A 13,900-nucleotide genomic window follows, 5' to 3' on the forward strand; every position below is an offset into this window, starting at 1 on the left:
GCAAAGGGAGTATTGGCGGGCGAACTGCAGCACAAGCCGACGTCCTGGAGTGTCCCGATGCTGTCTTACATCTCATCTCCGCGCAGCATGAAGCTGGCAGCGGTCCTCGTTGCAACGCTCGCCATGGCCGCCTGCGCCAAGGACGCCGACAAGGCGGGGCTTGGCGGAGCGGGCGGCGCCGGTGGCTATGGCGCCGGTGGCGCCAGCACGCCGGGCTCGACCCAGGACTTCGTGGTCAATGTCGGCGATCGCGTCTTCTTCGAGACGGATTCGAGCGATCTGACGCCGACCGCCATCGCCACGCTCAACAAGCAGGCGCAGTGGCTGCAGCAATATCCGCGCTACACCTTCGTCCTTGAAGGGCACGCGGATGAGCGCGGTACACGCGAGTACAACTTCTCGCTCGGTGCCCGCCGGGCCCAGACGGTTCGCGACTACCTTGCCTCGCGCGGCATTTCCGCCTCGCGCATGCGCACGATCTCCTATGGTAAGGAGCGGCCTGTCGCTGTCTGCGACGACATCTCCTGCTGGTCGCAGAACCGGCGTGTCGTGACCGTGCTTGACGGGGCCGGGGCGTAACGTCGCCCCCCAGGGGCGGCTGCCTCTGCCGGGCGCGGCGAGGATGGCCGGCGAAGTGGCCGTACCGGGCGGGTTATGGTAAAAGCCACGGGATCGTCGGCTGGCCGGCGCGCGAGCCATTGGATTCGCGGCAACGGCCGCCTGGCGATCGGAATGGGGAAATTCGCTTTGTACCGCGATCTCGTGAATTGACGCGACAGTGCGAATTGTCTCCGCTCGTCTTGGTTCTCCATTGTAGGGCTCTTCATGATCAGAGTTCAGCGTTCGCTTCTGCTCCTGACCGTTTGCGGACTGGCTCTTTCGGCTGCGGCCGGGGCGCGGGCCCAGGACGCCTCCGAGATGTTCGTCCGCTTGCAGCGGCTCGAGGGGCAGGTGCGCGAGCTCTCCGGCCGCGTTGAACAGCTCCAGTTCGAGAACCGCCGCCTGCAGGACCAGACGCGCAAGTTCCAGGAGGACGTGGAATTCCGTTTCCAGGAACTGGGCGGGAAGGGCGGAAGCAGCCCGGCGCCGCAGCGGCCACCGCAGAAGCGAAGCGATGCCTTCGATCCGTCGACGCAGGCCGGGCAACCCGGCGCGCCGCGTCCGCTCGGCCAGTCACCGTCGAATCTCGCCGCGGCTGATCCCGATGCGACAGGCGGCATCGCCATCATCGACGAATCCGGGCCGGATACCCGTCCAGACGCGCCGCTCGACTTGTCGAGCGTCGGCCGCCAGGCGTCGGCACCACCTGCGCGCGAGCGCATGAGCGTGGCCGCGACGACGACCGATGATCCGCGCACGCAGTATGAGACGGCGGTGTCCCTGCTGCAGCGGAAGGAATACGAAGGGGCGGAAATGGGCTTTCGCCAGTTCCTGCAATCACATCCCCGTGACCGGCTGGTGCCGGATGCAACCTATCTCCTCGGTGAAAGCTATCTCTCCCGCGGGCGCTATCGCGAGGCCGCCGAGCAGTATCTCAAGGTGACAACCGAATACGGCAAGAGCAGCCGCGCGCCTGCCGGCATGGTGAAACTCGCGGTGTCGCTGAATGCGCTCGGCGCCCGCGACCAGGCCTGCGCCACGCTGGCCGAAGTCGGGCGCAAATATCCCCAGGCCGATGCCAATGTGCGCCAGAACGTCGCGCGGGAGCGTGCACGCGTCAAATGTTCCTGAGACGCCAGCCCCGGTGCTGGGCGACCGGGTGACACGCGAACCGTCGTCTCGTTCGCCCATGGGCGAGCCACTGCCGGGCTTTGCCGACAGCGAGATCGCGGCGTTGCTCGATCCGCTCCGCGATGCCAAAGGCATCGTGCTGGCGGTGTCGGGCGGGCCTGACTCGCTTGCGCTACTCCTCATGGCCTGGCGTTGGCGGGCGATCGTCGCTGCCCCGCCGATCACAGTCGCCAGCGTCGATCACGCCCTGCGGCCGGAGAGTGCGGCGGAAATCAAGGCCGTGGCCGCGCAGAGCGCGCGTTTCGGGCTCGTCCACCGCGCCCTGCGCTGGGAGGGGCCGAAACCCGTGACGGGCGTGCACGAAGCGGCGCGCGCCGCGCGTTATCGTCTCCTTGAAATCGCGGCCCGGGATGCCGGCGCGACGCATCTCGTCACGGCGCATCACGAAGACGACCAGGCCGAGACGGTTCTCCTGCGCCTCGTCCGCGGCAGCGGGGTCGGCGGCCTGGCTGCCATGCGGCGCGAAAGCCGCATGGCATCGGGCCTGATCCTGGCGCGGCCGCTCCTTGGCCTGCCGAAGGCGCGGCTCGTCGCCCTGGTGGATGCCATGGGCTTGGTGGCCGTCGATGACCCCTCCAATCGCGATCCCCGTTTCGCCCGGGGTGCGTTGCGCATTCGGGCCGATGCGCAGGAAGGGCTGGGCTTGACCGCCGCACGGCTCGCCTTGCTGGCACGCCGGGCCGCGCGTGCCGATGATGCCATCGAGCAGGCGGCGGACCGTGCCGCTCTGCGCTGCGGCTTGCCGGAGCCTGCCGGGGCGGTGGCCGAGATCCGGCTTGCTCCTGCGCTCTTCCTCGAGGCTGAGGAGGTGCGGCTGCGCCTGCTGCGGCGGGCGATCCTGCAGGTCGCGGGCGTCCCCGCCGGCGCGCAGGAGCTGCGGCTGGAACGCCTGGAAGCTTTGGGAGAGGGGCTCGCCGAGGCGCGTGCGCGCGGCGCGACGCTTAAACGAACTCTTGGGGGAATGGTGATACGCTTGGCAGCGGACGGGAATGTCAGCCTGACCCGGGAGGGCCCGCGTCAGCGGGGACAGTCGCGCCATGTTTGACTTTTAGACCAGGCATCTGGGACAATCCCGCCCAGTTTCTGGCGCTTGCGTGAACTTCCTCTGCCTCTTCCCTTGGCAAGGGTGTCCGTGAGCCCTAAATTAGCGCGTAGGGTGGCTTTCGCGGATAACATATGCCGCCGCCGAGTGACGAGGAAGACGTAAACAGATGAACCCCAATTTTCGCAATTTCGCCCTGTGGGTCATCATCTTTCTATTGGTGCTTGCGCTCGTCACGCTCTTCCAGAATCCGGGCACGCGCGGAACCGCGAATGAGATCCCCTATTCGCAGCTTCTGAACGATGCCGACGCGGGGCGTATCACGAGTGTGGTGATTTCCGGCCAGGACATCACAGGCACCTATACGAATGGTGGTTCGTTCCGCACCTTCGCGCCGAATGACCCCTCGCTGGTGAGCAAGCTCTCTCAGAAGGGGGTACAGATCACGGCGAAGCCCCCGTCGGATTCCACGCCCTGGTTCATCGCGCTTCTCTTCAACTGGCTGCCGCTGCTCGTGTTCATCGGCGCCTGGATTTTCCTCTCGCGTCAGATGCAAAGCGGCGCGGGGCGTGCCATGGGTTTTGGCAAGTCCAAGGCCAAGCTCCTCACGGAAGCCCACGGCCGCGTGACCTTCGAGGACGTCGCCGGCATCGACGAGGCCAAGGAAGACCTGCAGGAGATCGTCGAGTTCCTCCGCGATCCGCAGAAATTCCAGCGGCTCGGCGGACGCATCCCACGCGGCGTGTTGCTTGTCGGCCCTCCCGGCACGGGTAAGACGCTGACCGCGCGTGCGGTCGCTGGCGAAGCGAATGTGCCGTTCTTCACGATTTCGGGTTCGGACTTCGTCGAGATGTTCGTCGGCGTCGGCGCGAGCCGCGTGCGCGACATGTTCGAGCAGGCGAAGAAGAATGCGCCCTGCATCATCTTCATCGATGAGATCGACGCGGTCGGCCGCCATCGCGGTGCCGGCCTCGGCGGCGGCAACGACGAGCGCGAGCAGACCCTGAACCAGCTTCTCGTCGAGATGGACGGCTTCGAGCAGAACGAAGGCATCATCATCATCGCCGCGACCAACCGTCCCGACGTGCTCGACCCGGCGCTGCTGCGCCCGGGCCGTTTCGACCGCCAGATCGTCATCCCGAATCCGGACGTCGCCGGCCGCGAACGCATCCTGCGCGTCCATGTGCGCAAGGTTCCGCTGGCGCCTGACGTCGATCTCAAGACGATCGCGCGCGGCACGCCCGGTTTCTCCGGCGCCGACCTGATGAACCTCGTCAATGAGGCGGCCCTGCTCGCGGCGCGGCGCGCGAAGCGGATCGTCACGCAGGCGGAATTCGAGGACGCCAAGGACAAGGTCATGATGGGCGCCGAGCGCCGCTCCATGGCCATGACCGAGGAAGAGAAGGAACTGACGGCCTATCACGAGGCGGGCCACGCCATCGTCGGCCTCAATGTTCCGAGCCACGACCCGATTCACAAGGCCACGATCATTCCCCGTGGCCGCGCCTTGGGCATGGTGATGTCCCTGCCCGAAACCGATCGCCATTCCTACACCCGTGAATGGTGCGTGTCGCGCCTCGCCATGATGTTCGGCGGGCGCGAGGCGGAGATCATGAAGTTCGGCCCGAACAAGGTGACCAACGGCGCCACCGGCGACATCCAGCAGGCCACACGTCTCGCCCGGGCCATGATCATGGAATGGGGCATGTCCGACAAGCTCGGACGCGTGCGCTACCAGTCGAACGAGCAGGAGGTGTTCCTCGGCCATTCCGTGGCGCAGAGCCAGCTCATGTCCGACGAGACGGCCAAGCTGATCGACGCCGAGATCCGCAAGCTGATCGAGGATGGCGAGAACGAGGCCCGCCGCATCCTCACCGAGAAGCGGCAGGATTGGGAGACGCTGGCTCAGGCGTTGCTCGAATACGAAACCCTGTCCGGCGACGAGATCCGCGACCTTCTCGAAGGTAAGCCGCCGACGCGTGACAACGGCGGCGACCCCAAGACGCCCACGCGCAGTTCGGCGGTGCCGTCCACCGGTCGCAACCGCCCGCGCGGTGAACCCGACACGGGGCTGGAGCCGCAGCCGCAGGTCTGATCACGTCTGAGACTCCAGAAATGGCCTTTGCGACCTCCGACGGATTCCATCCGACGGGGGTTTTGCGCTTGAAGGCGTGCGCGTGAAAGATTTGCTCACATTTTTTGAACGAAGTCCGGTCACACTCGGCCGATGGCGCTGCTATAAGCGTCGGCAGTCTGCACGTCGTGAGCGGACTGAACTGCGGAGGTCGCGATGGCGCGTAAGGGCCGTGGGGCGCGCCTTGAGACGACCCCTCCAGTCGAAGACAAGAAGGCTGCCGATATGAGACGCGCGTATTTCGGGACGGATGGCATTCGCGGCCTGGCCAATACGGTGATCACGCCGGAACTGGCGCTCAAGGTCGGGCAGGCGGCGGGCCTCTTGTTCCAGCGTGGCGAGCATCGCCACCGCGTGGTGATCGGCAAGGATACGCGCCTCTCGGGCTATATGATCGAATATGCGCTGGTGGCCGGCTTCACCTCCGTCGGGATGGACGTGTTGCTGCTCGGCCCCATGCCGACGCCGGCCGTCGCCATGCTCACCCGCTCCATGCGCTGCGATCTCGGCGTCATGATTTCCGCCTCGCATAATCCTTACGAGGACAACGGCATCAAGCTGTTCGGCCCGGATGGCTACAAGCTTAATGATGAGGTCGAGGAGGAAATCGAGGGGCTGATCGATGCGGATCTGCGGCTCCGCCTCTCCAAGCCGGACAGCCTCGGCCGCGCCAAGCGTATCGAGAGCGTGCACGCCCGCTATATCGAATTTGCCAAGCGCACCCTGCCGCGCCAGCTCGACCTCGACGGTTTGCGGATCGTCGTCGATTGCGCCAATGGAGCAGCCTACAAGGTCGCGCCGGAAGCTCTTTGGGAGCTCGGCGCGGATGTCATTTCCATCGGCGTCGAGCCGGATGGTTTCAATATCAACCGCGACGTTGGTTCCACCGCGCCGGCGGCGTTGATCGCCAAGGTGCGTGAGACACGGGCCGATATCGGCATCGCGCTCGACGGCGATGCCGACCGTGTCATCATCGTCGATGAAAAAGGCCATCTGGTGGATGGTGACAGCCTGATGGCTGCCATCGCCACGAGTTGGCGGGAGGACGGGCGCCTGTCCCGGCCCGGTATCGTCGCGACGGTGATGTCCAACCTTGGGCTGGAGCGCTATCTCGAGGGGCTCGGGCTCAGCCTCGTCCGCACTGCCGTGGGGGACCGTTACGTGCTCGAGCGCATGCGGCAGGATGGCTATAATCTCGGGGGCGAGCAATCCGGGCACATCATCATGCCGGATCATGCGACGACCGGCGACGGGCTCGTGGCCGCGCTCCAGCTGCTCGCGGTGGTCAAGGGCCGTAACCGGCCGGTCAGCGAGATCTGCCAGTGCTTCGAGCGCCTGCCGCAGATCCTGAAGAACGTGCGCTACAGCAAGGGCCAGGTTCTGTCGGAGGACCTGGTCGGACCGGTGGTTGAGGCCGCGCGCCAGAAGCTCGGCTCCGGCGGCCGGCTGGTCATCCGGCCTTCAGGCACCGAGCCGCTCATCCGCGTGATGGGCGAGGGCGATGATCGACATCTCGTGGAAGCGGTGGTCGATGAGGTTGTCGAAGCCTTTACCCGGGCCGCCGCCGCGGCGGCTTAGGCCAGCCCCGCGCAAGAATCGACGCGCAAATCCTCACTCTTGGATGGTGACTGCCGACACCATCCAAGCCGGATTGGCGCCACGCGGGCCGATGCGCTCCATTGCAGCCAAAATCCCCTCGCAATACTCGCGTCGCCGCGCCGTTGTTAACATCCGGCCGTCCCGCCGTATGGCGCTGCGCGCCCTCTGCCGCGCTGGGCTGCAGCCGGGGCTGGACGATGCCAGACCGCTTGCGGCTGTCCGCTGCGGGCATCTCTTTCAATAAATCACTGTGATACTTGCCTTTTCCGATGACCGGCGGCGTCTCACGCGGGATGGGGGAGGGCACTGTGCGATGCGCTCAGCGCAGCTGCAGAACGGCATGCGATTTGGCTCAGCGTCTAACCGTCAAGTCATCGTGGTAAATTATTAAGGTTAAGCCCTGCTTAAGAAATTTGTGCGAACGTCCGCTCATGTGCAGTGGGGAGCTCCACAACCGGAACCTTCCCTGACAAGAAGGAACTTCGTTCATGCGTGGCATGAAAACTCTCGTCCTGGCGAGCGGCCTCGTTGTGGGGGGCATGGGCGGTGGCCTGGCGGCGGATCTGTTGCCGCCGCCGCCACCGTTGTTGCCTCCCGTTCCGCTCGAAGTGAGCGGATGGTATCTCCGCGGCGATATCGGCTATAGCAATCAGCAGGTCGACAAACTCGACAACGTGCTGTTCCAAGGTTCGAACGTCACGGTGGTCAACAAGGAGTTCGATGCTGCGCCATTCGCCGGCGTGGGCGTTGGTTACAAGTTCAACAACTGGTTCCGCACAGACCTGACGACCGAATACCGTGCCAGGGCGAATTTCAAGGGGCTCGATATCTATGAGGCCCCCTATCTGTCGACCGGCTACGCGACCAATCAATACTCCGGCGGCAAGACGGAGTGGACGACGCTCCTCAACGCCTATTTCGATCTCGGGACATGGGCCGGTGTTACGCCCTTCGTGGGCGCTGGTATCGGCTTCTCCCGCAACACCATCTCGGGCTTCACAGATACCAATGTGATAACCCAGGGGCTTGCCTATGGCAGCGACAAGTCGAATTGGGATTTGGCCTGGGCGCTTTATGCCGGTCTCGGCTATGAGGTGACGCCGAACTTCACGATCGAACTGGCCTATCGTTATCTCAACCTGGGTGACGCGGAATCCGGTGATCTTATTACATATTCCGGCTATAATTCGACCTATAATCCGATGAAGTTCAAAGATTTGAGCTCGCATGACATCAAGATCGGCATGCGCTGGCTTCTCGGTGGTCCGGCCTATGCAGAGGCCGAGCCTCCCTTGATGCGCAGCTACTGACTTATACTGTCGGGGCGCGCGCGTCGCGCCCTGCCGAGCGCGCCTCCGGCGCTCGCGTGGTCGTTTGATATCGCAAGGCGCAGTTTCCCAGGTTCTATCAGCGCGCGTGGAAAAGCACGGGCGCGGGATAAAGTGGAGCATGTTCACGTGGCTGGCCCAGCCGGCTTTGCGTGATGTGCTCCTTTTTTTTATGCTGCGCTTCCGGGCCTATGGGGTGTCCCCAGGCTCGATCCCGGCGAATTCTGCCGCGGCCTTTGCGTTATCAATGTATTTGTAAATCTAGTATAGATATACATGATATACATTTTATAAGAATTTTCATTGCGGGTTTATATGATATGAGAATCTCTTTCTATATATCAGCTTTTCGAACGATTATTGCTGATCGAAATAATATTACCTTTCTCGATGCGGGTATTTGACGCGAATTCGCGATTTGTTAACCAATACGGCCAAGCATCTGCCGGCCGTAGCAAGTTGTCGTGAGTTGGGGGCCGGCGGGTCGATCTCGCCGCGCTGCGCGAAACGAGCTTCGAGGATGACAGGAACATGCGTGCGTTTTTCTTCGGGACGGATGTCTGGGCTGGCGCGCCTGCGACGGCTGCGCTGCTGGTGTGGGCTGTCCTCGCAATTCCGCTGACGCCGGTGCGGGCTGCGGACCTCGATTACGCCGCGTTACGCGGTGCCGTGATGGATGATAAGCCGACAAAATTTGGCGATTGGAGCGGTGTCTACGTTGGTGCACAGGCCGGCTATGCCAATACGAACGTGGATTTCGGCAATGCTGCGGGTGATCTCGTCGCCTATGCGCTGCGCGACACGATCATCGAGGCCGAGGCTGCCGTCTCGGGCTGGACAGTGCTTCCCGAGAGGGACGCGCGGCGCGGCGTTTTCGGCGCCTTCCTGGGGTACAACAGCCAGTGGGACGACGTGGTCCTCGGTGTAGAGGTGAACTACAACTACACGGATCTGAGCGTATCGGCGCAGGATAAGCTGCGAAGAAGCTACGTCACGTCCAATCAATACACGTATGATGTCGGTCTGGATTCCCGTTCGGCAGTCAAGATTGTAGACTATATGACGTTCCGGACACGCGCAGGATACGTGCTCGGCAGCTTCATGCCCTATGCCTCGTTGGGCGTGGCCGTCGGGCGTGCGAGCATCGATCGCTCGGCGTCGGTATCGACGACCGCGGTCGATTATTCCGGCGCCAGACGGCCCACGCTCAGCCTCGATCCCAATCCGACGACAATCTCTGAGACTAAAAATAACGAATTCGCCTATGGCGTTGCAGCAGGATTGGGCGTTGACGTCCTCGTGACCGAAAGTATATTCCTGCGCGGCGAATACGAATACATACGCTTCGTCTCGCTCTCCAAGGCGCGAGCAGATATCAATGCCTTGCGGGGTGCTGTTGGCGTGAAATTTTAGAGCTTGTTCTGTAAACTCCAGTTCACCGGACATGCTTCAGGTCTGTGCTTCTCCGCATTGTCTTCGCGCGAACCGGTTTTCACTTCGCGCGAAGATGCCCCGGCGTTTCCGCTCAAAACTGGGTTGCGGGACCGCTCAATCCTATCCGGTTGCTTCGAACAACTCCGGACGGGAAGCCGTTCCTTGTGTTGCGGGACTTGCTCCGGGATAGCCGGGCGCTTCCCGGCGCAGATGGTGGCGCGGGCTCCTCGATCGCCAAGCCGGTGCTGCAGTGATATCGCAGCATCGGCGTGTGGCTTTCGCGAAAATGAACCGTTGACTGTCCGCGCCGTCTCCCTTATCTCCATCCGCGGGACACCTTCCCCCAACGGAAGGCGCCCATCTGTAAGGATGGACTGACATGACAGAGACAGTACCTGCCGTGCGCCCCGCGCGGCCTCATTTTTCGTCTGGCCCTTGCGCAAAGCGCCCCGGCTGGAATGCCGCCGCCCTCGATACGAGTTCGCTCGGCCGCTCCCATCGCGCCAAGATTGGCAAAGCCAAGCTCAAGCTGGCGATCGATCTCACCCGTGAAATTCTGCAGGTGCCTGCCGATTATCGCATCGGCATCGTGCCCGCGTCCGATACCGGCGCCGTCGAGATGGCGCTGTGGTCGTTGCTCGGCGCCCGCCCGGTCGACATGCTCGCCTGGGAATCCTTCGGCGAAGGCTGGGTCACGGATGTCGTCAAGCAGCTCAAGCTTGCTGACGCCCGTGTCATCAAGGCCGGCTATGGCGAGCTGCCTGATCTCGCGCAAGTCGATACCAAGACCCGCGACGTCGTCTTCACCTGGAACGGCACGACATCCGGTGTGCGTGTCCCCGACGCCGACTGGATCGCCGCCGACCGCGAAGGCCTCATGATCTGCGACGCCACCTCGGCGGCCTTCGCGCAGCGCCTCGACTGGCCGAAGCTCGATGTCGTCACCTTCTCCTGGCAGAAGGTTCTCGGCGGCGAAGGCGCCCACGGCATCCTCATCCTCTCGCCGCGGGCTGTTGCGCGCCTCGAGAGCTATACGCCGGCCTGGCCGCTGCCGAAGATCTTCCGCATGACCAAGGGCGGCAAGATCGTCGAGGGCATCTTCCAGGGCGAGACCATCAATACGCCGTCGATGCTCTGCGTCGAAGACTATATCGACGCGCTGGAATGGGCGAAGTCTCTCGGCGGGCTCGATGCGCTGGTCGCGCGCGCCGATGCCAATGCCAAGGCCATCGCCGACTGGGTGGCGAAGACGCCGTGGGTCGCCAATCTCGCGAAGGTCGAGGCGACGCAGTCCAATACCTCGGTCTGCCTGTCGATCGTCGATCCGGACGTCGTCGCCAAGGGGCCGGAGGCGGTTGCCGCCGTTGCCAAGGGGCTCGCCGCCACGCTCGACAAGCTTGATGTCGCCTATGATATCGGCGCCTATCGCGATGCGCCTCCCGGCCTCAGGATCTGGTGTGGCGCAACGGTCGATACGGCCGATGTCGCGGCCCTGACCCACTGGCTGGACTGGGCTTTCGCGCAGGAAAAGGCGAAGCTCGCCTGATTGGCCGGCGCCCTTCCTTCATCGTGAAGGGCGCTTTCGTGCAGGCCGGAATGGATAACTGCTCTGCCATTCCGCCCGCTGACACCGACAAGTCCCTGAAATTCCACTTCGCAGTGAATGCGCGGCGCCCGACACCCCTAGCGTGGACCGGCTTGCGTCGCAGCTCCTGAAAGGACGTCCGATGCCCGCTCCCAAGGTTCTTATTTCCGACGCTTTGTCCCCCGCCGCCGTGCAGATCTTCAAGGATCGCGGCATCGAGGTCGATTTCCAGCCCGATCTCGGCAAGGACAAGGACAAGCTCGCCGCCATCATCGGCAATTATGACGGTCTCGCCATCCGCTCCGCCACCAAGGTCACGCCGAAGATCCTCGAAGCGGCGAAAGCGCTGAAGGTCATCGGCCGCGCCGGCATCGGCGTCGACAATGTCGATATCCCCGCGGCGACCGCCAAGGGTATCATCGTGATGAACACGCCTTTCGGCAATTCGATCACGACTGCCGAGCATGCCGTCGCGATGATGTTCGCGCTGGCGCGTGAGATCCCCGCTGCGGATGCCTCCACCCAGGCCGGCAAGTGGGAGAAAAACCGCTTCATGGGTGTCGAGATCACCGCCAAGACGCTCGGCATCATCGGCTGCGGCAATATCGGCTCCATCGTTGCGGAACGCGCGATCGGCCTGAAGATGAAGGTCATCGCCTACGATCCCTTCCTCTCGCCGGAGCGGGCGCTGGACCTCGGCGTCGAAAAGGTCGAACTCGAGGACCTGCTCGCGCGTGCCGATTTCATCACGCTGCATACGCCGCTGACGGAGAAGACCAAGAACGTGCTGTCCGCCGAGGCTCTCGCCAAGACCAAGAAGGGCGTGCGCATCATCAACTGCGCCCGCGGCGGTCTGGTCGACGAGGTGGCTTTGCGCGCCGCGCTCGATTCCGGCCATGTCGCGGGGGCTGCCTTTGACGTGTTCGTCGAGGAGCCGGCTAAGGAGAACCCGCTGTTCGGCCATCCGAACGTCGTCTGCACGCCGCATCTCGGCGCTGCCACCACCGAGGCGCAGGAGAATGTCGCCCTCCAGGTCGCTGAGCAGATGTCCGAATATCTCCTGCGGGGCGCGATCTCCAATGCGGTGAACTTCCCGTCGATCACGGCCGAGGAAGCGCCGAAGCTGAAGCCTTTCATCGCGCTGGCCGAGAACCTCGGCTCCTTCGCGGGCCAGTTGACCGAGACGGGCATCAAGAGCGTCCACATCACCTATGAGGGCACGGTCGCCGGGCTCAAGATCAAGGCGCTCACCTCGGCGGCGGTCGCGGGCCTGCTGCGCCCGATGCTGGCCGATATCAATGTCGTCTCGGCGCCGAGCGTGGCCAAGGAGCGCGGCATCGTCATCGAGGAGACGACGCGCGAGGCCCAGGGCGAGCATGACGCGCTGATCACGCTCACGGTCGTCACCGAGAAGCAGGAGCGTTCCGTCGTCGGCACGGTCTTCGCCGATGGCGCGCCGCGGATCGTCGCGATCAAGGGCATCAAGGTCGATGCCGAGTTCGCGCCGTCGATGATCTATGTGACGAATGAGGACAAGCCGGGCTTCATCGGCCGCTTCGCCGGGCTCTTGGGCGATGCCGGCGTCAATATCGCGACCTTCGCCCTGGGCCGGGACCGGCAGGGTGGATCGGCGATCGCGCTCGTCGAGGTGGATGGAGCAGTGCCGGACAGCGTGCTGGCGAGCGTCCAGACCATCCCGGGCGTCAAGCAGGTGAAGCCGCTGAAGTTCTGAGGCGGCGGGAGAAGGATCTCCCAACGCCCATCGAGACGACCGACGGCGGCTCTTCCGGGAGCCGCCGTTCTGTCATTGGCGGAAGGATCCACTAGAGCAAATCCGACTTAGATGGAATCGCCGGATACCAGCTAAGTTGGTGAATTTGCTCGTTAATTTTTGAACGGAGCAAGTCCGCAAAAGACGGACTTGCTCTAGCGCAGGCGCTCGGCGATGAGAATGCCGCCGATCACCAGCACCATGGCCGCCATCTGGTAGAGGCCGAAGGCCTCACCCAGCAGCACGATGGACAGGGCGATGCCGAAGACCGGCATCAGATTGTTGAACAGGCCGGCGCGGCTCGGGCCGATGAGCTGGACGGAGCGGATAAAGAAGATCTGCCCGAGGAGAGACGGAAAGATCCCGATATAAAGAAGCGTGAGCCAGCCGGTCGGGCTCGGCCAATAGGCTTTGCCCTGGGCGATCTCGATGGCGAGCAGCGGCAGGGATGACACGAAGGCCGCCAGCGCCATCGCCGCGAAATAGGCGGTGTCCGACACCTTCGGCCGGCTGCGCAGATGCAGCGCATAGGCTGCATAGAACGCGCAGGCGACCAGCATGTAGAGGTCGCCGCGGTTGATGGTGAGATTGAGCAGCGTTTCCAGGTCGCCATGCGAGGCCGTCACCATCACGCCGAGGATGGTCAGGACAAGACCCGCGGTCTGGCCGATGTTGATCCGCTGACGGAAGAACAGGATCGCCCCGACCACGACGAACACGGGAATTGCACTCTGGATGATCGTCATGTTGACGGCGGTTGTCTCGTAGGCCGCGACATAGAACAGCGCGTTGAAGCCGGTGAAGGCCAATGTGCCCATGCCGACGATGACCGGCCAGCGGGACTTCAGCACAGGCAGATCGCGGACGATGTCCCGGCGGCTGAAGGTCAGCAAGACGACGCAGACGATGCCCCAGCGCAGGCAGACGATGCTCATCGGCGAGATCTGGCCCACGGCAAATTTGCTCGCCGTGACATTGCCCGCCCACATCAGCATCGTGAGCGGCAAAAGGACATAGGCTTGATCGAACAACCACCGGGTGGCGCGCGCAATCGGGGAGTTCGTATCAGGCATGTCTGCCTGGCGCGCTCGTAGTCGCGATCATGGGAAGAGACACTCCTGCGCGCGGGGTACCGCGGGTTTCATCCATGGACCGTCATCCCATGGAACCTCATCGACGAGAACGCTATTCGGGGGCGCGACCATACCCAATAGCA

Annotated in this window: 10 protein-coding genes; 9 read left to right on the top strand and 1 reads right to left on the bottom strand. The window is 63.6% G+C overall.

Features of this window, described 5'->3' with window-relative positions; genetic code table 11:
• The first annotated feature begins 57 nt into the window (after positions 1-57).
• From pal to serA, 9 genes are all read left to right on the top strand, one after another.
• Positions 58-579, top strand: coding sequence for a peptidoglycan-associated lipoprotein Pal (gene pal / locus C7450_RS11720; protein ID WP_110374617.1), 522 nt, complete (start codon positions 58-60; stop codon positions 577-579).
• A 246-nt stretch (positions 580-825) separates the two neighbouring features.
• Entirely contained in the window at positions 826-1,731 is a 906-nt protein-coding gene (gene ybgF, locus C7450_RS11725; protein WP_110374618.1) for a tol-pal system protein YbgF, read from the top strand.
• 28 nt (positions 1,732-1,759) lie between these two features.
• Positions 1,760-2,836 (top strand): tRNA lysidine(34) synthetase TilS, encoded by a 1,077-nt coding sequence (tilS, locus tag C7450_RS11730; RefSeq protein WP_170147213.1) that lies wholly within the window; start codon positions 1,760-1,762, stop codon positions 2,834-2,836.
• Positions 2,837-3,002: 166 nt separating this feature from the next.
• Positions 3,003-4,928: an ATP-dependent zinc metalloprotease FtsH gene (ftsH, locus tag C7450_RS11735; RefSeq protein ID WP_110374620.1), complete on the top strand. Its 1,926-nt coding sequence runs from the start codon at positions 3,003-3,005 to the stop codon at positions 4,926-4,928.
• Between the two features lie 264 nt (positions 4,929-5,192).
• Positions 5,193-6,545 (top strand): phosphoglucosamine mutase, encoded by a 1,353-nt coding sequence (glmM, locus tag C7450_RS11740; protein ID WP_110374736.1) that lies wholly within the window; start codon positions 5,193-5,195, stop codon positions 6,543-6,545.
• Between the two features lie 509 nt (positions 6,546-7,054).
• Entirely contained in the window at positions 7,055-7,876 is an 822-nt protein-coding gene (locus C7450_RS11745) for an outer membrane protein (RefSeq protein WP_110374621.1), read from the top strand.
• 549 nt (positions 7,877-8,425) lie between these two features.
• Positions 8,426-9,307, top strand: a complete 882-nt coding sequence (locus C7450_RS11750) for an outer membrane protein (protein WP_110374622.1) — start codon at positions 8,426-8,428, stop codon at positions 9,305-9,307.
• Positions 9,308-9,707: 400 nt separating this feature from the next.
• Positions 9,708-10,874 carry a phosphoserine transaminase gene (locus tag C7450_RS11755; protein ID WP_110374623.1) on the top strand — a complete coding sequence of 389 codons (1,167 nt, stop codon included), beginning with the start codon at positions 9,708-9,710 and terminating at the stop codon, positions 10,872-10,874.
• Positions 10,875-11,055: 181 nt separating this feature from the next.
• Positions 11,056-12,645 carry a phosphoglycerate dehydrogenase gene (serA, locus tag C7450_RS11760; protein WP_110374624.1) on the top strand — a complete coding sequence of 530 codons (1,590 nt, stop codon included), beginning with the start codon at positions 11,056-11,058 and terminating at the stop codon, positions 12,643-12,645.
• A 194-nt stretch (positions 12,646-12,839) separates the two neighbouring features.
• Here serA and C7450_RS11765 read toward each other — a convergent pair whose 3' ends face one another.
• Entirely contained in the window at positions 12,840-13,757 is a 918-nt protein-coding gene (locus tag C7450_RS11765) for a DMT family transporter (RefSeq protein WP_110374625.1), read from the bottom strand.
• Positions 13,758-13,900: the final 143 nt, after the last annotated feature.

It is taken from the genome of Chelatococcus asaccharovorans, from assembly GCF_003201475.1.
GTDB classification, from domain to species: domain Bacteria; phylum Pseudomonadota; class Alphaproteobacteria; order Rhizobiales; family Beijerinckiaceae; genus Chelatococcus; species Chelatococcus asaccharovorans.